Source organism: Variovorax sp. GW821-FHT06D12 (assembly GCF_059419205.1).
The window spans coordinates 118,395-141,244 of sequence record NZ_JBWKRI010000007.1; the positions used below are offsets into that span (position 1 = coordinate 118,395).

23 protein-coding genes are annotated in these 22,850 nt (G+C 71.5%); 6 read left to right on the forward strand and 17 right to left on the reverse strand.

Going from position 1 to position 22,850, the window contains the following annotated elements; genetic code table 11:
- Nucleotides 1-5 precede the first annotated feature (5 nt).
- The 3 genes from AC07SQ_RS21720 to AC07SQ_RS21730 all read left to right on the forward strand — a co-directional run bounded on the left by AC07SQ_RS21720 (nt 6) and on the right by AC07SQ_RS21730 (nt 2,017).
- The gene (locus AC07SQ_RS21720) at nt 6-695 is read left to right on the forward strand and encodes a helix-turn-helix domain-containing protein (protein WP_495272801.1); all 690 of its coding nucleotides are present in this window, start codon (nt 6-8) and stop codon (nt 693-695) included.
- A gap of 64 nt (nt 696-759) precedes the next feature.
- A complete protein-coding gene (locus AC07SQ_RS21725; protein ID WP_495272802.1) occupies nt 760-1,611 on the forward strand; it encodes a DMT family transporter in 852 nt (283 codons plus the stop codon).
- 79 nt (nt 1,612-1,690) lie between these two features.
- The gene (locus AC07SQ_RS21730) at nt 1,691-2,017 is read left to right on the forward strand and encodes a hypothetical protein (RefSeq protein ID WP_062482731.1); all 327 of its coding nucleotides are present in this window, start codon (nt 1,691-1,693) and stop codon (nt 2,015-2,017) included.
- A gap of 28 nt (nt 2,018-2,045) precedes the next feature.
- Here the strand turns inward: AC07SQ_RS21730 and AC07SQ_RS21735 are convergent, their stop codons facing one another.
- The 7 genes from AC07SQ_RS21735 to AC07SQ_RS21765 form a co-directional block, all read right to left on the reverse strand.
- The gene (locus AC07SQ_RS21735) at nt 2,046-3,089 is read right to left on the reverse strand and encodes an NADP-dependent oxidoreductase (RefSeq protein WP_369645443.1); all 1,044 of its coding nucleotides are present in this window, start codon (nt 3,087-3,089) and stop codon (nt 2,046-2,048) included.
- Nucleotides 3,090-3,207: 118 nt separating this feature from the next.
- Nucleotides 3,208-3,570, reverse strand: a complete 363-nt coding sequence (locus AC07SQ_RS21740) for a DUF3325 domain-containing protein (RefSeq protein ID WP_447747628.1) — start codon at nt 3,568-3,570, stop codon at nt 3,208-3,210.
- Nucleotides 3,571-3,601: 31 nt separating this feature from the next.
- Nucleotides 3,602-4,240 carry a DUF4198 domain-containing protein gene (locus AC07SQ_RS21745; protein ID WP_307588223.1) on the reverse strand — a complete coding sequence of 213 codons (639 nt, stop codon included), beginning with the start codon at nt 4,238-4,240 and terminating at the stop codon, nt 3,602-3,604.
- Nucleotides 4,241-4,293: 53 nt separating this feature from the next.
- The gene (locus AC07SQ_RS21750; RefSeq protein WP_495272803.1) at nt 4,294-6,468 is read right to left on the reverse strand and encodes a TonB-dependent siderophore receptor; all 2,175 of its coding nucleotides are present in this window, start codon (nt 6,466-6,468) and stop codon (nt 4,294-4,296) included.
- Nucleotides 6,469-6,639: 171 nt separating this feature from the next.
- On the reverse strand, nt 6,640-9,135 hold the full coding sequence (locus AC07SQ_RS21755; protein WP_495272804.1) for a TonB-dependent siderophore receptor: 2,496 nt from the start codon (nt 9,133-9,135) through the stop codon (nt 6,640-6,642).
- Nucleotides 9,136-9,221: 86 nt separating this feature from the next.
- The gene (locus AC07SQ_RS21760) at nt 9,222-10,160 is read right to left on the reverse strand and encodes a FecR family protein (protein ID WP_390348192.1); all 939 of its coding nucleotides are present in this window, start codon (nt 10,158-10,160) and stop codon (nt 9,222-9,224) included.
- Nucleotides 10,153-10,692, reverse strand: coding sequence for a sigma-70 family RNA polymerase sigma factor (locus AC07SQ_RS21765; RefSeq protein WP_174250314.1), 540 nt, complete (start codon nt 10,690-10,692; stop codon nt 10,153-10,155). Before AC07SQ_RS21765 ends, AC07SQ_RS21760 begins: the two co-directional genes overlap by 8 nt.
- 182 nt (nt 10,693-10,874) lie before the next feature.
- On the opposite strand from AC07SQ_RS21765, the gene AC07SQ_RS21770 reads away from it, so the two are divergent.
- Genes AC07SQ_RS21770 through AC07SQ_RS21780 form a run of 3 tightly spaced genes read left to right on the forward strand, consistent with a single transcriptional unit; the run spans nt 10,875 to nt 15,441 of the window.
- Nucleotides 10,875-12,065: an efflux RND transporter periplasmic adaptor subunit gene (locus AC07SQ_RS21770; RefSeq protein WP_495272805.1), complete on the forward strand. Its 1,191-nt coding sequence runs from the start codon at nt 10,875-10,877 to the stop codon at nt 12,063-12,065.
- The gene (locus AC07SQ_RS21775) at nt 12,062-14,038 is read left to right on the forward strand and encodes a MacB family efflux pump subunit (protein WP_495272806.1); all 1,977 of its coding nucleotides are present in this window, start codon (nt 12,062-12,064) and stop codon (nt 14,036-14,038) included. Before AC07SQ_RS21770 ends, AC07SQ_RS21775 begins: the two co-directional genes overlap by 4 nt.
- Before the next feature lie 8 nt (nt 14,039-14,046).
- Nucleotides 14,047-15,441, forward strand: a complete 1,395-nt coding sequence (locus tag AC07SQ_RS21780) for an efflux transporter outer membrane subunit (RefSeq protein ID WP_495272807.1) — start codon at nt 14,047-14,049, stop codon at nt 15,439-15,441.
- On the opposite strand, the gene AC07SQ_RS21785 is transcribed toward AC07SQ_RS21780, so the two are convergent.
- From AC07SQ_RS21785 to AC07SQ_RS21830, 10 genes are all read right to left on the reverse strand, one after another.
- The gene (locus tag AC07SQ_RS21785; protein WP_062478917.1) at nt 15,422-16,822 is read right to left on the reverse strand and encodes a sensor histidine kinase; all 1,401 of its coding nucleotides are present in this window, start codon (nt 16,820-16,822) and stop codon (nt 15,422-15,424) included. The genes AC07SQ_RS21780 and AC07SQ_RS21785 overlap by 20 nt on opposite strands.
- Entirely contained in the window at nt 16,819-17,517 is a 699-nt protein-coding gene (locus tag AC07SQ_RS21790) for a response regulator transcription factor (protein WP_495272808.1), read from the reverse strand. The genes AC07SQ_RS21785 and AC07SQ_RS21790 overlap by 4 nt, the downstream gene beginning before the upstream one ends.
- Before the next feature lie 50 nt (nt 17,518-17,567).
- Entirely contained in the window at nt 17,568-17,948 is a 381-nt protein-coding gene (locus AC07SQ_RS21795) for a hypothetical protein (protein WP_495276209.1), read from the reverse strand.
- 5 nt (nt 17,949-17,953) lie between these two features.
- On the reverse strand, nt 17,954-18,445 hold the full coding sequence (locus AC07SQ_RS21800; protein WP_307588244.1) for a DUF4260 domain-containing protein: 492 nt from the start codon (nt 18,443-18,445) through the stop codon (nt 17,954-17,956).
- A complete protein-coding gene (locus AC07SQ_RS21805) occupies nt 18,438-18,902 on the reverse strand; it encodes a Spy/CpxP family protein refolding chaperone (protein WP_495272810.1) in 465 nt (154 codons plus the stop codon). The genes AC07SQ_RS21800 and AC07SQ_RS21805 overlap by 8 nt, the downstream gene beginning before the upstream one ends.
- Nucleotides 18,903-18,991: 89 nt before the next feature.
- Entirely contained in the window at nt 18,992-19,375 is a 384-nt protein-coding gene (locus tag AC07SQ_RS21810) for a hypothetical protein (protein ID WP_062478905.1), read from the reverse strand.
- A 168-nt stretch (nt 19,376-19,543) separates the two neighbouring features.
- Nucleotides 19,544-21,349, reverse strand: a complete 1,806-nt coding sequence (ptsP, locus tag AC07SQ_RS21815) for a phosphoenolpyruvate--protein phosphotransferase (protein WP_139700413.1) — start codon at nt 21,347-21,349, stop codon at nt 19,544-19,546.
- Between the two features lie 10 nt (nt 21,350-21,359).
- Nucleotides 21,360-21,629 carry an HPr family phosphocarrier protein gene (locus AC07SQ_RS21820; protein WP_062478901.1) on the reverse strand — a complete coding sequence of 90 codons (270 nt, stop codon included), beginning with the start codon at nt 21,627-21,629 and terminating at the stop codon, nt 21,360-21,362.
- Complete coding sequence (locus AC07SQ_RS21825; protein WP_062478898.1) at nt 21,598-22,053, reverse strand: PTS sugar transporter subunit IIA; 456 nt, start codon at nt 22,051-22,053, stop codon at nt 21,598-21,600. The genes AC07SQ_RS21820 and AC07SQ_RS21825 overlap by 32 nt, the downstream gene beginning before the upstream one ends.
- Before the next feature lie 188 nt (nt 22,054-22,241).
- Complete coding sequence (locus tag AC07SQ_RS21830) at nt 22,242-22,778, reverse strand: hypothetical protein (protein ID WP_495272811.1); 537 nt, start codon at nt 22,776-22,778, stop codon at nt 22,242-22,244.
- Nucleotides 22,779-22,850 lie beyond the last annotated feature (72 nt).

The window sequence follows — 22,850 nt, forward strand, 5'->3', positions numbered from 1 at the left end:
CCGCCATGCCCACGCCCGCCCCTGTCCTCTCGCTGCGCGACTACACCCAATCGCGCGGCAGCCACGCGCACGACCACTTCCAGGTGCTGCTCGGGCTCGACGGCGTGCTCGAGATCGAAGTCGAAGGCCGCGGCTCGGGCATCGGCACGGGCCAGGCCCAGGTGGTCGCGCCCGGCGACCGGCACGACTTCGAGGCCCGGCGCGATGGCAGCGTCTGCCTCGTGCTCGACACCCCGCACGCCCCGTGGGCACGCTGCGTCGAACAGCCGCCGGCCGACGCGCCCCGGCTGCACGCGCTGGCCCGCTACCTCGCGCACTGCCTGCAGCAGCCGCAGCACGCGGCCCTCGCCCTGCAGCACGGCCCGGCGCTGCTGCTCGAAGCCTGGGGCGCCGCCCCGTCGGTCAGCGACACGCGCCGCCGCCGCATCGACTGGCCGGCCCTCGCGGCCTGGGCGCAGGCGAACTGGCACCGGCCGCTGGGCGTCGCCGACCTGGCCGAGGTCGCCTGCCTGAGCCCCAGCCAGTTCGCACAGCGCTGCCGCGAGGAACAGGGCCGCAGCGCGATGCTCTGGCTGCGCACGCTGCGGCTGGCCCATGCGCGCGAACTGCGGCTCGAAGGCTTGAGCGTGGCCGAGACGGCGCGCCGCACGGGCTACCGGTCGCCGTCGGCGCTCACGGCCGCGCTGCGCCGCTGACTCCGTCGTTGCGCGACGACGCACCGTCGGGCCGCGACGAGCGCCGCGCGTAGCCTCGGCGTCCATGCCCGCCACCTTCTACGCCCTGCTCGCCATCGCGCTGTGGGCCACGCTCGCCACCTTCGGCACCGCGCTGTCGCACCTGCCGCCCTTCCTGCTGACCGGGCTGGCGCTGATCGTCGGCAGCGTGCCGAGCTGGCCGCTGGTGCTGCGCGACCGCCGCGCCTGGCGCGTGCCGCCGCGCACGCTGGCGCTCGGGGTGTACGGGCTCTTCGGTTTTCACTTTTTGCTGTTCATCGCGCTGCGACATGCGCCGCCCGTCGAGGCCAACCTCGTGAACTACCTCTGGCCGCTGCTGATGGTGGTGCTGGCGCCGGTGCTGCTGCCGGGCGTGTCGCTGCGCCCGCTGCATGTGGTGGCGGCGCTGCTGGGCTTTGCGGGCGCGGCCATCGCGATCCTCGGTGCGCGCAACGGCAGCGCAGCACTTCCGGGCGCGCCCGCCACGTACTGGGGCTTCCTGCCGGCGGCCGGCTCGGCCTTCATCTGGGCCAGCTACTCGCTGTGGACGCAGCGCGTCACGCCCTTCCCGACCTCGGCCATCGGCCTGTTCGGGCTGGTGTCGGGTGCGCTCTCGCTGGCCTGCCATGCGCTGCTGGAGCCGGCGGTGGCGCTGTCGGCCAAGGACTGGCTGCTGGTCGCGCTGTGCGGCCTGGGCCCGCTGGGCGCGGCCTTCTTCGTGTGGGACATGGCGCTCAAGCGCGGTGACGCGCGGCAGATCGGCATCCTGAGCTATCTCACGCCGCTGGCCTCCACCGCGCTGCTGCTGGCCGTGACCGGCCGGGCGCTCACGGCCAGCATCGCGCTGGCGGCGGCGCTGATCATCTCGGCCGCCGTGATGGGCACGCGTGCGAAATGAGACAAATCAGGGCGATGCCCGACAGAGCTTGTCGTTTTTTGTGGCTAGAGTGGAGGCTCAGGAAAAAGGAGTCACCCCCATGGATCAGAAGAACAACAAGACCGAGGATTTCGAGATCACGCCCAAGCTGGTGTTCGACATGAACCTGGCGCTGTACCTCGACCTGGTGGCCGCGCTGGAGGGCGCGGGCGCCGTCACCTACCGGCAGATGGCGGCGCGGGTCCTGAACATCAGCATGGACGCCCGCACCGACGGCGACACCAACCTGTCGACCGTGCTCGAAGGCATCGCCCAGGGCTTCGCAGGCCACGGCGACGGCCTCTCGATCGAACTGCTGAAGGCCGCGCGCGGCCTGCGCGAGGACGATGCGATGGGCGACATTCCGATGCGGCCCACCGACGATTGAGGTTCGGGGCGCCGCGGCGCCCCTTTGGTTATTCCTCGGCGACCTGCAACACCAGCTTGCCGAAGTTCTCCCCCGCGAACAGCTTGTTCAGCGACTCGGGGAAGGTGTCGAGGCCCTTCACGATGTCTTCCTTGCTCTTCATGCGGCCGTCCTTCAGGTAGCCGGCCATCTCGGCGATCGCGATCGGGTAACGGTCGGCGTAGTCGAACACCACGATGCCTTCCATGCGCGCGCGGTTCACCAGCAGGCTCAGGTAGTTCTTCGGGCCGGCGGCCGGCATGCTGTTGGCGTTGTTGTACTGGCTGATGGCGCCGCAGATGATCACGCGGGCCTTGCGGGCCAGGCGCGCCAGCACGGCGTCCAGGATGTCGCCGCCGACGTTGTCGAAGTAGATGTCCACGCCCTTCGGGCAGTGGGTCTTCAGGCCTTCGCGCACGGCGCCCGCGCCGGCCTTGTAGTCGATGCAGGCGTCGAAGCCCAGCTCCTTGACCACCCAGTCGCACTTGGCGGCGCCGCCGGCGATGCCGACCACGCGGCAGCCCTTGATCTTGGCCAGCTGGCCCACGGTCTGGCCCACGGCGCCGGCCGCGCCCGAAACGACCACGGTTTCGCCCGCCTGGGGCATGCCCACGTCCATCAGGCCGAAGTAGCCGGTCATGCCGGGCATGCCCAGCACGTTGAGCCACTGGGTGATGGTGCCCACGCGCAGGTCGACCTTCACGAGGCCGTTGCGCTTGATCTGGTCCTGCGGGATCAGCATGTATTCCTGCACGCCGAGCGTGCCGTACACGGTGTCGCCCACGGCGAACTGCGGGTTCTTCGAGGCCACCACGCGGCCGATGCCGCCGGCGCGCATCACCTCGTCGATGGCCACGGGCGGGATGTAGCTCTTGGCGTCGTTGAGCCAGCCGCGCATGGCGGGGTCGAGCGACAGCGACAGCGTCTTGACCAGCACGCCGCCCTCGTCGGGCTGGGCCACGGGCTCGGTGCTGAAACGCCAGTGCTCGCGCGTGGCCGTGCCCTCGGGGCGCTTGGCAAGACGGACCTGGTGGTTGGTGAGGGCGCTGCTCATGGTGTCTCCTTGATGGGTGAATGTGCCGGGCATCGGCGACGCAGCCGCATCGTAGTCGCGGGCCCCGACCCCGCGCGTAGCGCAGGCGACAGCCCGCGCGCGCCCTCCGGGCACCCTGCTATGGAAGCAGGAGCAGCCCGTACGCCGCCGCCGTGGCGACGCCCAGCACGGAGGCCACGGCGCCGACGCGCCGCGCCCAGCCGGGCCGGTAGCTCACGAGGCCGACCACCACGAGCGCGGCGGCCGTGAGGGCGCCCAGCCACAGCACCCATCCCATGGCCGGCCCGCGCAGGCGCAGCGCGGCGACCAGCGACAGCCCCAGCAGCGCCGCGCCGCCCAGCTGCTGCCAGGGCCGCGACGGGCCCGGCGTGCGGCCGCGCCCGTGGGCGTCTTCGTAATGCCGGTCCATCGCCAGGCTCAACGTGACGAAGCCGCCGAGCGCCGACGCGAACAGGGCGCACACCAGCGCGAAGGTGCTCATCAAAAGCCCCCCCGCGCCGGAAGCCCCGCCCTCACCGGACGACGAAGCTCAGCGTGGCGACGTGGCGCGTCTGCGTGTAGGGCTTGCCGTCCCAGGTGCCCTTGCCGTCCTTGTCGGTGTGGTTCACCTCGACCACGTACTGGCCGGGCCAGGGCGTCTGCAACGTGACCTGGCCGGCGTCGTCGGTGGTGAACTTCTTCTCCCACTTGGGCGGGCCGAACACGACCACCTCGGCCTTGGGCAGCGGCTTGCCCGCCAGCAGCAGCGTGAAGCTGTTGCTGTTGGCGGCCTGCGGCACGAGCTCGAGCGTGTGGCGCGCGACGGTCTCGGTGCGGCCGGTGCGTGCCTGGTAGAGGCTCGCCACGCCCTTGTCGCTGACGTAGGCACCCACGAGGCGCGCGTCGCCGCTGGCGTCGGCCTTGACCACGAAGTGATCGGCATGGCGCGTAGCGGGCGTCTGCTTTCCGTCGGCGGCGATGCCGCGCGGCGCGCTGACCAGCTTCAGGTGGCCCGCCTCGGTCTCGCGCAGGTCGTCGGCCCATTCGCCGAAGTAGGCCTTGGCCTCGCCGCCTGCGGCGGGTTCGAGCCAGACGAAGTGGGCGTGCGCGGCGCCCGAGAAAACGAACGCGGCCGCCGCGAGGGTGGCAAGGGAGAACAGGGGTTTCTTCATGGTCGATGCTCCAGGGTTGGTTGAGGATTGAGACGGAATGGAAGGCTGCTTGTTCAGAACTTGGCGCGCAGGGTCAGGCTCACGTTGCGCGGCTCGCCCCAGAACACGCTGTCGTAGAAGCCCACGTTGCGGTAGTACTTCTTGTCGAAGACGTTGCGGATGTTCAGCTGCGCCGTGACGTTCTTGTTGATCTCGTAGCTGGCCATGAGGCTGAAGACCGCGTACGCCTTCTGCGAGATGCGCGGCAGCGGGTCCTTCATGCTGAACAGCGGCGGCTGTCCATACCACGACTCGCCGTAGATGCCGCTTTGCGCCGTCATGTCGCCGCCGACCTTCAGGCCGCGCCAGGCGCCACTGAAGCGGTAGGCGGTCGACAGGCGCAGCAGGTGCCTGGGCTGGTTGGGCACGGCACGCGCGCCCTTGGCGGTCTTGGCATCGAGGTACGTATAGCCGGCGGCCACGTTCCAGTCGGGCGTGATCTGGCCCGACACGTCGAACTCGAGGCCGCGCGCGGTCACGCCGTCGCCGCTGGCCACGTAGGCCTGGCCGCCATCGGGCAGGCGAAAGCCCGCGGGCACGCTGCGGTCCAGCTCGGCCAGGTTCTTCTTCTTGACCTGGAACACGGCGGCCGACGCATTGAGCGCACCGCCGAAGTACTCGCCCTTCAGGCCCAGCTCGGCGCTGGTGCCGGTCTCGGGTGCAAGGTACTGGTCGTTGCGATCCTTCGAGCTTTGCGGGTTGAACAGCGTGGTGTAGCTGGCATACAGGGAGTGGCGCTTGTCGAGGTCGTAGACCAGGCCGACGTAAGGCGTGACCTCGTCCTTCGCTTCTGACTTGCCCGTGGTGCGCGTGTACTGCAGTGCCGTGTTGTAGGCGTGCGTGTACCTGCGGTAGTTGCTCACGCGCGCGCCGACGATCACGTTCAGCGGGTCGGTGAGGCTGAAGCGGCCCGCCACGTAGCCGCCGTTGAGCTGCGTGAAGCCCACGGTCTTGGAGCCGTCGGCCAGGAAGATCGGGCGCGGGATGTTGCCGGTCCACGTGCGGTAGTCGGGAATGGCCTCGGGGTACGGGATCACCGGCGTGCCGCCCTGCGAGGTGTAGGTCTGGTTGCCGCCGTTCCATCCGGCGATGAAGGTGTGGCGCCGCCCGAACAGGCTGAAGGGGCCGGTGGCGTACAGGTCGAAGTTGTCGTTGACGTACTCGCCCTCGCCCCACACGCCGCTCCACAGCTTCATGCCCTGGCCGGTGAAGCGGTTGGGGTAGCCCGCGCCGCCGTTGGCCACGGTGGTGTTGTTGGTGCTGGTGGTGCGCGCATAGCCCAGGTGCACCTTCCAGTCGTTGTCGAAGCGGTGCTGCAGCGAGACGAAGGCCGTGTGCTGCTTGTTGGCCCAGGTGCTCCACGGCGCGCTCAGGCTGGTGTTGCGCGGCAGGTTGGCGAGCGTGCCGTCGTGGTTCCAGTAGGGAATGGCGCCCCAGGTCGCGCCCGTGGGCTTGTTGTCCTGGAAGTCGATGCCGGCGGTGAGCAGCGTGGAGCGCGTGAGGTCGGCCTCGACGATCACCATGCCCACGGTCTTGCGCTCGTGGTACAGGTCCATGTACGAGTCGCGATCCTGCCAGGCCAGCGCGGTGCGCGCGCGGATGCGGCCGTCGGCGGTGAGCGGCACCGACAGGTCGACCTCGGCGCGCTTGTGGTTCCAGCGCCCGTAGCTGAGCGAGGCGCTGCCCTGGAACTCGCGCGTGGGGCGCTTGCGCACCGAGTTGATGGTGGCCGACGGGTCGCCCGTGCCGCCCATGAGGCCGGTGGCGCCGCGGATGACCTCGATGCGGTCGTACAGCACGGTGTCGGACAGCGGCGAATTCGGGCCGCGCGGCATGCCGTCGATCTGGAAGTTGTTGATCGAGAAGCCGCGCGCCGAGTAGTTCACGCGCTCGCTGTCGGCCTGCCCGACCATGATGCCGGTGGTCTGGCCCAGCACGTCGTCGATGCGGGCGCTGCCCAGGTCGTCCATGCGCTCGCGCGTGATCACGGTCACCGACTGCGGCGTCTCGCGGATCGACAGGTCCATGCGCGTCGCGGTGGACGCCTGCTCGGCGGTGTAGGAGCGGCTGCCCTCGGTGCGGCCGCTGCGGTCGCCCGAGACGGTGACCTCGGACAGCGCCGCGCCGCTGGCGGCGGGCTGTTGCTGCGCGCTGACGACGCCGCAGCAAAGCAGGGCGACGAGGGCCACGGGAGACCGCCGGAAGCGGGCGCGTGAAAACGAATGCTGGTTCATGGCATGAAGAAAGGGGGCGGCCCGACCCGAAATGTCGGCAACGCCCGTTGGCAGGAGATGGCTAGCGACGCACCCGCCCGCGAAGGGGCCGGCAGCGACCTGGCTGCGGAGAAAAAACGCGGTGCGTCAGTAGGTGCCGCGCAAGGTCACGAGCAGGTGGCGCGGGGCGCCGTAGAAGCTGCTGCTGGTGCTGGTGCGGTAGCGCGTGTCGAAGACGTTGTTCAGCGCCACCGACACGGCGAGGTGCTTGTTGATCGGGTAGCGCGCCATGAGGTCGAGCGTGGTGTAGGCCCGCTGCGTGAAGCGCGCGTGGCCCGAGGGGCCCAGGCCCGTGCTGTAGGTGTCGCTCTGCCAGTTCAGGCCGCCGCCCACCGTGAGGCCGTTGCCGATGCCCGCGATGCGGTAGCTGGTGAAGAGCTTCAGCAGGTTCTTCGGCACCTGCGTGTTCAGACGCTGGCCGGCCGCGTCGCGTGCCACGCTATGCGCAAAGCCGCCGCCGACCTGCCAGCCGGGCAGCAGCTCGCCGGCCACTTCGAATTCGTAGCCGCGCGTGGTCGTGCCCTTGGCGGCGCGGTAGGCGGCCGAGCCGTCGGGCGCGAATTCGTTGTCCAGGCGCACGGCGAGGTTGTCCTGCTTCACCTGGAACACGGCGGCGCTGAGGTTGAGGCGGTCGTTGTGGAAGGCGCCCTTCACGCCGGCTTCGTAGGCGTGGCCCTCGAGCGGGTCGAGGTAGGTGCCGCTGCGGTCCTTGCTGGCCTGCGGCTTGAAGATGCTGGTGTAGCTGGCGTAGGCCGACCAGTGCTTGTCGAGGTCGACCACCACGCCCGCGTACGGCGTGACGACGCCCTTCTCGCTGCGCGTGGTGAGGGTGGCGGCGCGCTGCAGGGGGACGGTGCGCGTCACGTCCTTCCAGTCGCTCGCACGTGCGCCAACGATGACCGAGAGCGCATCGGTCGGCCGCAACCGCACCGTGGCATAGGCGCCCGACTGGCGCGTGGCCGTTTCCTGGCTGCCGGTCACGGGCTGGTGCGGCTGGGCGGGCAGGTCGCCGGTCCAGCTGTTGAAGTTCGCGATCCACGGATCGAAGCCCGCCACGTTCCAGCCCGCGTACAGCGGCGCGTCGCTGTGCGTGCGCGAGGCGTTGTAGCCCAGCACCAGCTCATGCCGCCGGCCGAAGAGTTCGAAGGGGCCGCTGGCGTACAGGTCGAATGCGTTCTGCACCGGCACCGCGTTCCAGCGGTTCGTCCACAGGCCGAGCCCCGCACCCGTGGCGCGGTCCATGTAGCCGCGCAGCGCGTAGCCGATGACGTCGTCGTAGGCGCGGCGCGAGCGGTTGAAAGCCGCGTGCACGGCCCAGCCGTTGTCGAAGCGGTGGTCGAGCGCGGCGAAATACTGGCGCTGGTCCTGGTACGAATGGGCCCAGCGCGCGGCGGCGCTGCGCGAGCGGCCGTAGGTGGCCTCGCTGCCGTCGCTGAAATGCAGCGGCAGGCCGGCGCGCGCCACGCCGTCGTTGTCGTGTCGTTGCAGCTCGAAGCCGGCACTCAGGCGCGTTGTGCGCGCGAGATCGGCTTCGACGATGCCGTAGAACAGGCGCTTGTTCTCGTGGTGGCGCTCGATCCACGAGTCGCCATCTTGAACGGCCGCGACCATGCGCGCGCGCACGCGGCCGTCGGCGGTGACGGGCCCGCCGATGTCGAGCTCGGCGCGCTGCCGGTTCCAGGTGCCTGCGCTGAACGAGGCGCTGGCCTGCAGCGCGTTGCCCGGGCGCTTGCGCACGAGGTTGACGGTGGCCGCGGGCGTGCCCACGCCGTTGAGCAGACCGGTGGCACCGCGCACCACCTCGACGCGGTCGTAGAAGGCCAGGTCACCGGTCTGCAGCAGCCAGGTGCCGGCCTGCGGGATGCCGTCGACCTGGTAGTTCTCGACCTCGAAGCCGCGCGCATAGACGGCGTTGGCGTCGGTACCGGCGTTGCCGCTCTGCACGAAGCTCAGGCCGGGCGCCTGGCGCAGCACGTCGCTGATCTGGCCCAGGCCCTGGTCGTCGATGCGGTCGCGCGTGAGCACGCTGACCGACTGCGGCGTCTCGCGCAAGCTGAGCTCGAGCCGCGTCGCGGTGCCGATCGCGCCGTCGGTGGTGTAGGAGCCGGTGCCTTCGGTGACGGTGCCGGTGTCGCGCCCGCCGGTGACCGTGACTTCGCTGAGCGCACCACCGGCGGCGGGCGCTTCGGCCTGCGGCTTCGGACCCGACGGGCGCTGCGCCGCGACGCGCAGTGCGTAGCCGCCCGAAGCACCGCGCACCGCTTCGAGGCCGCTGCCTTCGAGCAGCTGCAGCAGCGCCTCGCGCGCCGTGTAGCGGCCCTGCAGCGCAGGCGCGCGCTTGCCGCGCACCACCTCGGCATCGACGCCGAGCAGAAGCCCCGTGCGCACGGCGAGCGCGGTCAGCGCGCTGCTCAGCGGCTGCGCGGGCTGGTGCCACTCGAAGGCCGCATCGGCGGTGGGCGCTTGCGCGGCAGCCGGCATGGCAAGCAGCACCAGGCTCGCGAGCGCGAAGGCGCGGCGCAGGCGATGCCAGCGCTGCGCGCCGTCGTGCGCGGTCTCGGTCGGGTCTGCGGGTCCTGTCATGGTGTGGTGAATCTCTTTTCACCACCTATGACAAGCGGGCACGGGAAACGGGTAGCGGCGCGCGCGGAAAAAGTTCGCCCGCCCGGTCACGGCGGCGCCGTGGTCGTCACCCGCACCAGCCACGGCGACAACGTCGACACGCGCAAGCTCGGCAGCGCGCTGGCGAGCAGCGCGAGCGCGGCGTCGCTCTGCTGGATCGGCAGCACGCCGGTGAAGCGCAGCGCGCCCAAGGCCTCGTCGTCGGCCAGCAGCAGGCCGGGCCGGTGCCGCCCGAGCTGGCGCAGCACCTCGGCCACCGGCGCGTCGTCGAACACCAGCCGGCCCTGCGGCCAGGCCAGGCCGCCGGGCGCGGCGGGCACGGTGTCGGTGGTGACGCCGCGGCGGTCGAAGCGCACCTGCTGCCCCGCCTGCACGTCGACCCAGCGGTCGTCGCCGCCGTCCAGCGGCTGCACGCGCACGCGCGATTCGGTGACGGTGACGAGCGTGTCGCTCGCCTCGCGCCGCACGGCATAGCGCGTGCCCAGCGCCTGCGCGCTGCCGTCGCGGTCGACCACGGCGAAGGGCTTGTCGCCGTGCGCGACCTCGACGAAGACCTCGCCGCGCAGCAGCTGCACGCGGCGCACGCTGCCGGAGAAATCGATGTCGATGGCCGAGTCGCTGTTCAGCGCGACGCGGCTGCCGTCCTCGAGCGTGAGGTGGCGGATCTCGCCGGTGCCGGTGCGTTCATCCGCCAGCCAGGCCTGCCACGGCATCGCGGCGCCCGCCACGAGCAGGCAGGGCAGCAGCACAAGCGCGCCCAGCGCCTGGCGCGAGAGGCCGCGGCGCGCGGGCTGCGGCGCGGGGGTGTCGGGGGTGACCGACTCCCACATGCGGCGCATCTCGGCCAGGAGCCGCGCATGGCGCTCGTCGAGCGCGCACCACGCGGCGCAGGCGGCGCGCGTGGCGTCGTCCACGCTGTCGTCGGCGAGGGTCACGGCCCACAGCGCCGCCTCCTCGCGCAGGCGCTCGGCGGCCGCGTCAGGCATGGGCCGGGGCGTCGGCGCTTTCCGCTTCGGGCACGGCCGCGGCCATGCGGCCGTGGCAATGCGCCAGCACCTTCGCGAGGTACTGCTTCACGCGCGTCTCGGACACGCCCAGCTCGGCCGCGATCTCGCGGTACGAGCGACCTTCGACGCGCGCCATCAGGAAGGCGGTGCGGCTCTTCACGTCGAGCTCGGTCGCCAGCAGCGCGAGCACCTGGCCCAGCAGCTCGCGCGCGCAGGCCTTGTCCTCGGCGCTGGGCGCGCAGGCGTCCTCGGCCATCAGCGCGACGGTGCGCAGCACCTCGGCCTCGACCTGCATGCGGCGAAAACGGTTGATCATCAACCGGCTGGCCACCACCTGCAGGAAGGCGCGCGGCTGGCGCAGCACCGGCTGCTGCGGCAGCTCGATGAGGTTGAGAAAGGTGTCGTGCGTGAGATCGGCCGCGGTGAAGCCGCAGCGCAGGCGGCCCAGCAACCAGCTGCGCAGCCAGCCCTGGTGGTCGACGTACAGCTGCCGGACTTCCGGATGGGACATGGTGTGAAGGGGCATCGCGGGCAGCGACGCAATTGAGAGTTATTCTCATTATAGATTTGTAAAGTTTGTCCTGTCCTCCGAAACGTCTCATTCCGCATGAGGCACCGCGCGGGCTACCCGTTTCCGCGCCTCGCACGTCTTAGCAGCATGACCCTCGCTTTCTTCTGCAGGGACGCCCGGTGATGGCGCCCGCTTCCCGTTCGCGCGCCGGCACACGCCTGCGCATCGCCGCCTTCGCGGCGCTGGCCCTGGCCGCCGTCGCGGTGGCCTACGTTTGGGCGAGTCCGCGCGACCCCGGCTGGGACACCGCCGTGCTGCGCCGCGGCGACATCGAAAGCAGCGTGACCGCCATCGGCACGCTGCAGCCGCGCCGTTATGTGGACGTGGGCGCGCAGGTGTCGGGCCAGATCCTGCGGCTGCACGTGCAGCCCGGCGACGCGGTGAAGAAGGGCCAGCTGATGGTGGAGATCGACCCCAGCGTGCAGCAGGCCACGGTGGACGCCGGCCGCGCCTCGCTCGCGGGGCTGCGCGCGCAACTGGCCGACCAGCACGCGCAGCACCGGCTGGCGCGCCAGCAGTTCGCACGCCAGCAGCAGATGGCCGCCGAGGGCGCCACGCGCGCCGAAGACGTGCAGACCGCCGAAGCCACGCTGGCCTCGGCCGCCGCGAAGATCGCGCACCTCGAAGCCCAGATCGCCCAGACCCAGGCCACGCTGAAGGCCGACGAGGCGCGCCTGGGCTACACGCGCATCTACGCGCCGATGGCCGGCAGTGTGGTCTCGGTGCAGGCGCGCGAGGGCCAGACGCTCAACGCCACCTACCAGACGCCCGACATCCTGCGCGTGGCCGACCTGTCGAGCATGACCGTGTGGACCGAGGTCTCGGAAGCCGACGTGCGCCGTGTGAAGCGCGACATGGCCGTGTACTTCACCACGCTCGGCGCCGACCGCCGCCGCTGGGAAGGCACGGTGCGCCAGGTGCTGCCCTCGCCGCCCGTGCCCGCGGGCAAGGGCGGCGGCGACGTGCCGCAGGCGCCCGCCGCCAGCAAGGTCGTGCTCTACACGGTGCTGTTCGACGTGGACAACGCCGACGGCGAGCTCATGCCGCAGATGACCGCGCAGGTGAGCTTCGTCGCCGCCTCGGCGCGCAACGTGGTGGTGGCGCCGCTGCCCGCGCTCACGGCCGTGAAGGGCCAGGCAGGGCGCTTCACCGCGCGCGTGCTCGGCCCCGACGGCCAGCCCGCGCCGCGCGAGGTGCGCATCGGCGTGCGCGACCGGCTCTCGGGCGAGGTGCTCGAAGGCCTGGCCGAGGGCGAGCGCCTCATCACCGGCGAGCGCGCGGCCGGCGGCGGCACGCGGAAGTTCCAGCTGTGAGTGCGACCGAGACGGACACGACCCCGCTGATCGCGCTGCACGACCTGCGCAAGTCCTACGGCGGCCACGACGGCGCGCCGGCCGTCGAGGTGCTGCGCGGCATCACGCTGGAGCTGCATGCGGGCGAGTTCGTCGCCATCGTCGGCAGTTCGGGCTCGGGCAAGTCGACGCTGATGAACCTGCTGGGCTGCCTCGACCGCCCGACCGGCGGGCGCTACCTGTTCGCCGGCCAGGACGTGGCCGGCATGGACGCCGACGCGCTCGCACGGCTGCGGCGCGAGGCCTTCGGCTTCGTGTTCCAGGGCTACCACCTGATCTCCACCGAGTCGGCGCAGGAGAACGTCGAGATGCCCGCCATCTACGCCGGCGCGGCGCCCGCCGAGCGCGCCTCGCGCGCACGCGGGCTGCTCACGCGGCTGGGCCTGGGCGATCGGCTGGGCCACCGGCCGCACCAGCTGTCGGGCGGCCAGCAGCAGCGCGTGTCGATCGCGCGCGCGCTCATGAACGGCGGGCGCATCGTGCTGGCCGACGAGCCCACGGGCGCGCTCGACTCGCGCAGCGGCGAAGAGGTGATGGCGCTGCTCGACGAGATGGCCGCCGCCGGCCACACCGTGATCCTCATCACGCACGACCGCGAGGTGGCGCAGCGCGCGCGCCGCGTGATCGAGATCCGCGACGGCTGCATCGTGTCGGACAGCGGACGCGCGCCCGTCGAAGCGCCGCCAGAGCCGCTTCCCTTGCCCTCGCCTGCCACCACAGCCGACGCCGCCGACACGCCGCGCGCCCTGCTCTCCGAGCTGCACGAGGCGCTGCGCGCGGCCTGGCGCGTGATGTGGATCCACCGCTTTCGCACCGGCCTCACGCTGCTGGGCATCGTGATCGGCGTGGCCTCGGTCATCGTGATGCTCGCGGTCGGCACCGGCTCGCAGGAGGCGGTGATGAAGCAGATCTCGCTGTTCGGCGCCGACAAGATGTACGTGGCCGCCATTCCCGACAGCGCGCGCGGGCGCGGCGGCAAGCTCACGCTGGCCGACGTCGACACCATCCGCCGCCTGCCCAACGTGCGCGTGGCCATGCCCTACATCGAGGGCTTCGTGGTCGCGCGGCGCGGCAACGTGGACCACCGCACCGAGGGCGGCGGTGCCACCACCGACTTCGAGCAGGCGCTGAAGTGGCCGACCGCGCGCGGCATCTTCTTCGACGAGAGCGACGAGCAAAGCCTGGCCAAGGTCGCGGTGATCGGCGAGCGCGTGCAGGCCGCGCTGTTCGCCGACGGCACCGACCCCGTGGGCCAGCGCATCCTCCTGGACAACGTGCCCTTCGACGTGCTGGGCGTGCTCGCCGCCAAGGGCGCGGGCGGCGGCCAGGCCAGCGAGGACGAGCGCGTGATCGTGCCCTTCTCCACCGCTGCCGCGCGGCTGTACGGCAGCAACCATCCGACCTGGGTGGCGGTGGCCGTGCACGACGTCGACAAGGCCTCCGAGACGGCGGCCGAGATCGTCGAGGTGCTGGCCGCGCAGCGCCACGTGCGCGACGTGCAGGTGTTCAACCAGACCGAATCGATCAAGGCGCGCGCGCAGACCCAGCGCACCATGACCGTGATGCTCGGGCTGATCGCGGCGGTGTCGCTGGTGGTCGGCGGCATCGGCGTGATGAACGTGATGCTCATGACCGTGCGCGAGCGCACGCGCGAGATCGGCATCCGCATGGCCACCGGCGCACGCCAGCGCGACATCCTGCGGCAGTTCCTGGTCGAGGCGGTGCTGGTCACCGTGACCGGCGGCGTCGCGGGCGTGGCGGGCGGGCTGCTCGTGGGCGCCGCGCTCATCGTGTGGAGCGTGCCGGTGATCTTTTCCCTCACGGCGATCGCAGGCGCCTTCGGCTGCGCCGTGCTCACCGGCCTGGTGTTCGGCTTCATGCCGGCCCGCAAGGCCGCCGCGCTCGACCCGGTCGCGGCCCTGTCTTCCGAATGACGACTGCCATGACGCGCCTTTTCTTCTCTCCCGCCGCGCTGGCCCTGGCGGCGCTGCTGCTCGCAGGCTGCGCGACGCCTTCGGCCGATGCGCCTGCGCGCACACCACCCGTCGCAGACCCGTGGTGGGGCGGCTTCGGCAGCACCGAGCTGCCGGCCTTCGTTGCCGCGGTCGATGCCGGCAACCCCGACGGCGACGCCGCCGAAGCCCGCCTGCGCCAGGCCGAAGCGCAGGAGCGCATCACCGGCGCCTCGGCCTGGCCTGAACTGTCGGCCACCGCCGACGTGCAGCGCCAGGGCCGGCTCGGCGGCGATGCGAACGTGAGCGGCAACCGGCGCGCGCTCGGGCTCGACGCGCGCTACGAGGTCGACCTGTGGGGCCGCCTGCGCGCGCAGCGCGACAGCGCCGGCGCCTCGCGACAGGCCAGTTCCTTCGACCGCGACGCGGTGCGGCTCGCACTGCGCGCAGGCGCGGGCGCGGCCTGGCTCGAAGCGCTGGGCCTGCGCGAGCGCACGGCCATCGCGCGCCGCAGCCTGGACGATGCCGAACGGCTGCTGCAACTGGTCGAGGCCCGTGCGCGCGCGGGCGCGGCCTCGCCGCTCGAGCTTGCACAGCAGCGCGGCATCGTCGCGTCGCAGCGGCGCACGGCCGCCACGCTGTACCAGCAGTCGCGCGCGGCGGACATCCGCATGGCGCGCTGGCTCGGCCAGGCCGGCAGCGAGGTGCGGATCACGGCCACCAGCCTGCAGCAGCTCGCGCTGCCCGCGGTGGACGCCAGCCTGCCGGCCGACCTGCTCGCGCGCCGGCCCGACATCGCACGCGCCGAGGCCGCATTGGCCGCGGCCGATGCGGACGTGGCCGCGGCCGATGCGGACGTGGCCGCGGCGCGCGCGGCGATGTTCCCGACACTCACGCTGAGTACCGGCCTCGCGGCCGCGGGGCCGCGCTTCGGCACGCTGTTCGACCACCCGGTGTACAGCCTGGCGACGGCGCTCGCGGCACCGATCTTCGATGGTGGCCGGCGCGCGGCGGCGCGTGACCTGTCGGCCGCGCGGCGCGAGGAACTGCTCGCGAACTACCGCGCCGCCACGGTGGCTGCCTTCACCGACGCACTGACCGCGCTCGAGGCCGTGGCCGCGCTAGACGCGCAGCGCGTGGCACAAGACGAGGAACTGGCACAGGCCGAGCGCGCGCGCACGCTCGCCGAATCGCGCTACCGCGCGGGCGCCGAAACGCTGCTCACGCTGCTCGATGCGCAGCGCACGCTGTTCGCCGCGCAGGACGCGCGTGCGCAGTTGCTGCAGGCGCGCTTGCAGGCCAGCGTGGCGCTGTACCACGCGCTCGGCGGTGGATGGTCTGCCGAAGCGGCAGCCACCACGCGCCTCAGCCGAACCGCACGCTGATCTGCAGGCCCGGGTGCGCGTTGCGCACCGTGAGCCGCCCACCGTGGGCTTCAGCGATGAGCCGGCACAGGTACATGCCGAGGCCGACACCGCCGGTGGCGCGCGCCCGCGCGCCGTCGGTGCGATAGAAGGGCTCGGTCAGACGTTCGAGCTGCGCGTCGTCCACGCCGGGACCGAAGTCGCGCACCTCCAGCTCGGCACCGCCGTCGGCCGGCGCGCGCAAGCTCACGGTCGGTGGCTGCGGTGCGCCGGCGCTGTAGCGCAGCGCGTTGTCCAGCAGGTTGCGCACCATCAGGCGCACGCGCATGCGGTCGACGGGCTGCGGCGCCAGGCCGTCCGCGAGGTCGAGTTGCACCGCCTGCGCGCCGGGCATCTCGGCCACGATCTCGCGCACCAGCGCAGCCAGGTCGACCGGCTCGCGCTGCAACGCGGCATGCGGGCTCGCGAGGCGTTCGCTTTCGAGCAGGTCGCTGATCAGGTCGCGCATCTCGTTGAGGTCGCGCAGCAGCGCCTCGCGCTCGGCCTCGCCTTCGGGCGTGGCGGGCAGCAGCTCGGCGTTGAGCCGGGCCCGCGTGAGCGGCGAGCGCAGCTCGTGGCTCAGCGCCAGCAGCAGGCCGCGCTTGGCATCGAGCATGGCCTGGATGTCGCTGGCCATGGTGTTGACGCGCTGCGCGAGGTCGCCCAGGTCGTCGTTGCGGCGGATCGGAATGGGCTGCGTGAACTCGCCGCGACCGAACCGCTGCGCGCCCTCGCGGATGTCGATCAGCGGACGCAGCAGCCGGCTCACCAGCGCGTAGGCCACCACCACGAGCAGCAGCAGCACGCACAGCGTGGTCCAGCCCGCCGCGCGCGGCGCGAGCTGCCACAGCCGGGGCGCCCAGCCGAAGATGACCTTGTGCCCGTCGGCCGTGGGGCGCACGAACCAGCGCTCGGTGGAGAACATCGACTCCTCGCGGTCGCGGTCGTAGAACCAGCCGCCGCGCGCGTGCATGTCGTTGCCGGGGTTCGACTCCCAGTTCACGGTGGGCCCGGTGATGCGGATGGTGATCGGCAGCCGGTCGACCAGCGCCTGCGCGCGCACCGTGTCGGGCGGCGTGCCGAGTTCGGCAACGAGGCGGTCGGCGTAGTCCATCAGCATCGGCTGCGCGGCCTCGGCCCAGGTGCTGGAGAACGAACGCTTCATGCCGCCCACGAACACCGCGGCCATCACGAGCGCGAGCACCACGAACATCATCACGATCCGCACGCGCACCGAGCTGCGCCAGCGCTGCTGCATGTGCGCGTGCATGCGCGCATGCCAGTGCCGACGCCGCTCCTTGCCGGGGCACAGGCCTTCGTTGTCGGCGGGCACGGCGCCTGCGCGCCTGCGGGGAAATCTCATGAAGAAGGCTCGCCCGGCGCCACGGCCAGCGTGTAGCCGGCGTTGCGCAGCGTCTTGATGCAGTCGAGCGGCTCGAGCTTCTTGCGCAGCCGGCTCACCACGATGTCGACCGCGCGCGTGAAGAGCTCGGCCTCGTGGCCGCGCAGCCGGTTGAGGATGTCGTCGCGGCTGAACACCTTGCCGGGCTCGCCGGCCAGCAGCGCGAGCAGGTCGAACTCGGTGCCGGTGAGCTCCACGCGCTCGCCGTGGCGCAGCACCTGGCGCCGGTCGAGGTCGATCGACAGGCCGTCGAACACGCGCAGCTGCGCGTTGGCGGCGGCCGCCGCCGGCGCGCTGCGCTGGCGGCGCAGGATGGTCTGCACGCGCGCCACCAGTTCGCGCGGCTCGAAGGGCTTGGGCACGTAGTCGTCGGCGCCGAGTTCGAGGCCGACCACGCGGTCCATCACCTCGCCGCGCGCGGTGAGCATCACGATGGGGATGTCGCTTTCCTTGCGGATCTCGCGGCACAGCTCGAAGCCGTCCATCTCGGGCAGCATGACGTCGAGGATGGCCGCGTCGTAGTGCCCCGCACGCAGCTTGGCGATGCCCTCGCTCGGGCGCTTGGCGCTGTCGAGCGTGCAGCCGAAGCGTGCGAAGTAGGTGGTCAGCGGCGCGGCGAGGTGTTCGTCGTCGTCGATCAGCAGGATGCGCGGCATGGCGGGATTGTGCCTCCTGGCAAAGAGAGCGCGAATGGCAAGGCTTGCAATCAATCCGGCCGGCATCGCACCGTCCAGACCAGGCCGGCGGTGAGGCTGGCGAGCAAGAGCACGTGGTAGACCACGTCGGGCACCGTGCGCGGGCCGATGCCCGCGACGATGGTGCCAAGGCCGACCAGCGTGCCCAGCAGGGCAAAGCCCTGTCCGGCGATCGCCGCCGTGCGGGCATGCGCGGGGCGGCGCCAGGTTTCGAGCGCCGCGAACACCAGCACGGTGGCGATCACGGCCTCGGCGGTGCGCGCCTGCGGATGCGCGTGGCCGGCCACGAGCCAGCCGCCGTGCACCGCCGATGCGGCGGCGAGCGTGAACGCCTCGCCCAGCATCACGGTGCGCGCGAGCGCGGGGCGCATCAGGGGACGCGAACGGGCCACGGCACTCACCACGGATCGGCGCGGCCGATGCGGCCGAGGTGGGTGGACGCAAAGCCCGTCGCGTACTTCAGGCCGAAGCCCAGCGCATGGTCGAGCCCGACGCGGGCCAGCCAGATCAGCCCACCAGCCACCGCCCACGGCTGCGCCGCGAACACGCCCAGCGCCAGCAGCAGCACCGGCCCGATCAGCGCATGCGCGGCGTTGTACAGCGCCGCGCCGACGCGCGGCCCCGCGAGGTAGCCGAGCAGCGAGAGGTCGGGCGCGAACAGCCAGAGCGCGAACACGCCCCAGCCCATGCCGAACTGGGCATAGCCGACCAGCGCCACTGCGAGCACCACCGCGCCTTCGAAGCGCAGCACGGTGCGCACGCCGTCCATGGCCGGGGCTTCGGGTTCGCGGGACACCACGGAGGCGACGTGGTGCTGCGGCGCCCGCAGGGCGGGTCGATGCAGCGACACGAAGCGCCCCCAGCCCGGGGGCGAGCCCATTTCAGCCATGGCGGGACCAGCGGCGGCCGCCGCGCTCCATGAAGTCGCGCACCTTCTGCTGTTGCGCCGGATTCAGGTGGTCGAAGAAATCGGCCGCGGCGGCGATGACCTCGGGGCTGCCAGTGCGCACCACGGCGGTCTTCTCTTCGACCAGGCGCGCGGCGCCGGCCTGGTCGAGCGTGTTGCCCGCGAACAGCGCCTTGAACTGCGAGCGCGGATCGCCCGCGCCGCCCGCACCGCGCATGGCCTGGCGCTGCGCCTGCAGCTTCTCGGCCAGCACGGTGAGCTTCTGCTTCTGCGCGGCATCGAGCTCGAGCTTGCTGCCGACGCGCTCGACCATCTTGGCGCGGAACTCGGCGCTGTCGCCGCCCCAGCCGTGGCGATGGCCGGCACAGCCGGCGATGCTGCCGGCGACGACGGCCAGGCCGGCGAATCCGAACAGGGTTCGTTTGATCCAGTGCTTCATGGGGGTGCTCCTTCATGCGCCCCTGCGCGGGGCTGCTTCAGTGATGGACGAGGCGACGGCGGCGCCGCCCGGGGCGCCGCATCGTCGGCTCAGAGACGGTTGCCGCTGTCGCGCGCGGCGGCGGCACGCGCGTCGACGGGGTTCTGCATCGTCGAGATGACCTTGCTGTTCACGCGCGAGCCGGAGGTCACGTTCTGGTCGGGGGCGGCGGCAGTGCGCACGGCTTCGGCGATGACGCGGGCGCGGTCGGTCGACACGGCCACGGTCTCGGGGCCGCGCGAACCGCGCACGACGTTCTGGTCGGGTGCGGCGGCGGCACGCACGGCTTCGGCGTTGACATCGGCGCGGCTCATGGCCGACACGGGCGCGTGGACGCCCTCGTAGCTTTCAGCCTTGGCGCCGGCGGCGGCGAGCATGGCGAAGGAACCGACAGCGACGAGCTGCGCGAGGGAGAAGGACGACTTGACGATCATGATGCAGGCCTTTCTTTCAGGGGTTGGAAGAGGAGACCTGATGGTGCGCGTCAAGGCGCGGCGAGTCCTTTCACCGCCGTATCGCCATATTTCGGTTTGTTTCGTCCGCCCCGCAATCCACCGTTTTCACGGTGCATCACGAAGACAAAGGTATGCGAAAGCGCGGGCTCAGCCCGCGAGTGCCGCCGCGGGATCGTCCGCGTCGAGCACGCCCTGCGCCCAGGGCTCGAGCTTGCCGGTGTCGGCGCGCAGCACTTCCTGCTTCACAGCGAGGATGCGCGAAGGGTGCATGGAGAAGCTGCGCAGGCCCAGGCCCAGCAGCAGGCGCGTGAAGGCGACATCGCCCGCCATCTCGCCGCACACCGACACGCCCTTGCCCTGGCGGCGGCACTCGGTGATGGTGTCGGCCACGAGCTTGAGCACCGCGGGGTGCGCGGGGTCGTAGAGATGGGCGACGGCCTCGTCGGCACGGTCGATGGCCAGCGTGTACTGGATCAGGTCGTTGGTGCCGATCGACAGGAAGTCGAAGTGCTTCAGGAAGGTCTTGAGCGTGAGCGCGGCGGCCGGGATCTCGATCATGGCGCCGAGCTTGACCGGGCCGTACACCGCGCCGCGGTTGTCGAGTTCGGCGCGCGCGAAGTCGATCAGCGACAGCGTCTGGCGGATCTCGCTGGCGTGCGCGAGCATCGGAATGAGCAGGTGGATCTCGCCGTGCGCCGCCGCGCGCAGGATGGCGCGCAGCTGCGTGAGGAACATCGCCGGATCGGCCAGGCTCCAGCGGATGGCGCGCAGGCCGAGCGCGGGGTTCAGGTGCTCCTGCTTGCTGCCCGATTTGCCGTCCAGCGGCTTGTCGGCGCCCACGTCGATGGTGCGGATGGTGACGGGCATGCCCTGCATGCCCTCGACCGCGCGCTTGTAGGCCTGGTACTGCTCTTCTTCGTCGGGCAGGCGCGTCTGGCGCGCCGAGTTCTCACGGCCCATGAAGAGGAATTCGCTGCGAAAGAGGCCCACGCCCACGGCGCCGGCCTTGACGGCGCCGGCCGTGTCCTCGGGCATCTCGATGTTGGCCAGCAGGTCGACGCGCTGGCCGTCGAGCGTGACGGCGGGCTTGTGGCGCAGCCGCGCGAGCCGCCCGCGCTCGAGGTCGCCCTGGCGCTGCTTGAAGCCGTACTCGGCCAGGATGATCGGCGACGGGTCGACGATCATCACGCCGGCCTCGCCGTCGATGATGACCCAGTCGTCCTGGCGCACCAGCTGGCTCGCGGAGCGCGCGCCGACGATGGCCGGGATGTCCATGCTGCGCGCGACGATGGCGGTGTGCGAGGTGCGCCCGCCCACGTCGGTCACGAAGCCCGCGAACACGCTCTTCTTGAACTGCAGCATGTCGGCCGGCGAGAGGTCGTGCGCAATGAGCACCAGCGGCACGTCGAAACCGTCGCCCGCGGTGGGGTCGTCGTCTTCGTCGTCGTGCGCGGCGGCGGCGCGCTTGCGCCGCGGCGGGCTCGGCGCGAGCACGGCAGCCGTGCCCTTCATGCGATGCAGCATGCGCTCGACCACCTGCTCGAGGTCGGCCTTGCGCTCGCGCAGGTACGGGTCCTCCATCTCGTCGAACTGGCGCGCGATGATCTCGAGCTGCGTGGTCAGCGCCCATTCGGCGTTGTACAGCCGCTCGCTGATCCAGTGCTTCACGCCGCCGCTGAGCACGTCGTCCTGCAGCAGCATCTGGTGCACCTCGAGCAGCGCCGCGAGCTCGTGCGGCGCGTCGTTGGGGCCCATCTGCGCCACGCTGGCCTGCAGCTTGGTGAGCTCGTCGGCCACCGCATTGCGCGCGGTGCGCACGCGGTCGATCTCGGTCTCGATCTCTTCGGGCTTGATGAAGTAGTGCGCCACGTCGATGCGGCTGGACACGACCAGCACCGCGCGGCCGATGGCAATGCCACGGGCGACCGGGAGACCGTGGACTGCGAAGGTCATGCGCGGGTCCTTATTCGCCTTCGCCGAATTTGTCGTCCATCAGTTGGACGATGGCGTTCATGGCTTCGTCTTCCTGCGGGCCGTTGGTTTCGAGCTCGACGGTCACGCCGAGGCCGGCGGCCAGCATCATGACGCCCATGATGCTCTTGGCGTTGATGCGGCGGTCGCCGCGCGACAGCCACACCTCGCAGGGGAAGCTGCCGGCGAGCTTGGTCAGCTTGGCCGACGCGCGTGCGTGCAGGCCCAGCTTATTGCTGATGGTCACGGATTTCTTGATCACTGTGCTTTCTTTTCGCCTGGTTCTGGGGAGCCGCCACCGCCACCTGCATCACGCCGGCGGTGCCGCCCGCCAGGGCCCGCTGCACCAGGGTGTCGAGCGGTTCGTGGCGGTAGGTGACGGCGCGCAGCAGCATCGGCAGGTTGACACCGGCCACGAGCCGCGAGCGCACGCCGTCCACCAGCTTCTGCGCCACGTTGCAGGGCGTGGCGCCGAACACGTCGGCCAGCACCAGCACCTGCGAGCGCGGGGCATGCAACTGCTGCGCGAGCGTGATGCGCGCGGCGGCCAGCGTTTCCTCGGGCGACACGTTGGGCAGCACGTCGAGGGCCACGACCGCCTGTTCGCAGTCGGGGAACACATGCAGCGCGCACTGCCGCAGCGCCTGTGCGAACGGGGAGTGGGCAATGATGAGGATGCTGTTCATGCGGCTCGGAGGACGACGCGTCGATTATGCGGGGGCGCCCAAAGGAAGTAGAGACATCGAGGACACAACGCGGCAGCCGGGGAAAGCGGCCATGGCGGGCGCGTGACCGGGGTGTCGGTTGGCGCGGCGGCAACAGCTATGAAAACGATAGCTGGCCCGCGCATCGCGGCCCGCCGGCCGGCCCTCGCTCATGGCAGGCGCAGGCCCTCGAAGAAGGTCTTGGTCGCCTCGGGCGAGGACGGCCGGCCGAGCACGGTGGCCTGGTAGAGCGACACGCTGCCGTCTTTCTGCGACTGCGCGAACCAGAGCACCTGGACCGGCGCCACGCCCTGCTGCGCCGATTGCCCGTCGAGCCGCCACGGTGCAGGAATGGCCGTGGCGCGCGGCAATGTGGCCGGTCCCTGGATCACCTGTGCCACGCCCAACTGGCCGTGCGTGGCCGTGCGCCAGGCCGTGAGCCAGGCCTCGGCCTGCGCCGGGCTGGTGGCGGCGGCATGGGCCACGGCGAAGGTCGCGCCGCCGGCTTCGCAGCCGGTCATGTCGACCTGCACCGACTCGGCGCCCAGCGGCACCGCGCGCTGGGCGCGGTCGGCCTTGCAGGGCAGCAGCGCGACCAGGCCGGCGTCGGCGATCGGCACTTCGCGCCAGTTGAAGGTGGGGCTGCAGGCGCCCAGCGCGGCGGCCAGGGCCAGCACGGGCCAGGAGGGGGAAGGAAGCGATGGCATCGGAGGACGATTATCGAGCGGCCTTCGGGGAATGAAGCGCGTGCGCCGACGCGTTCCGGCACGCGGAACTAA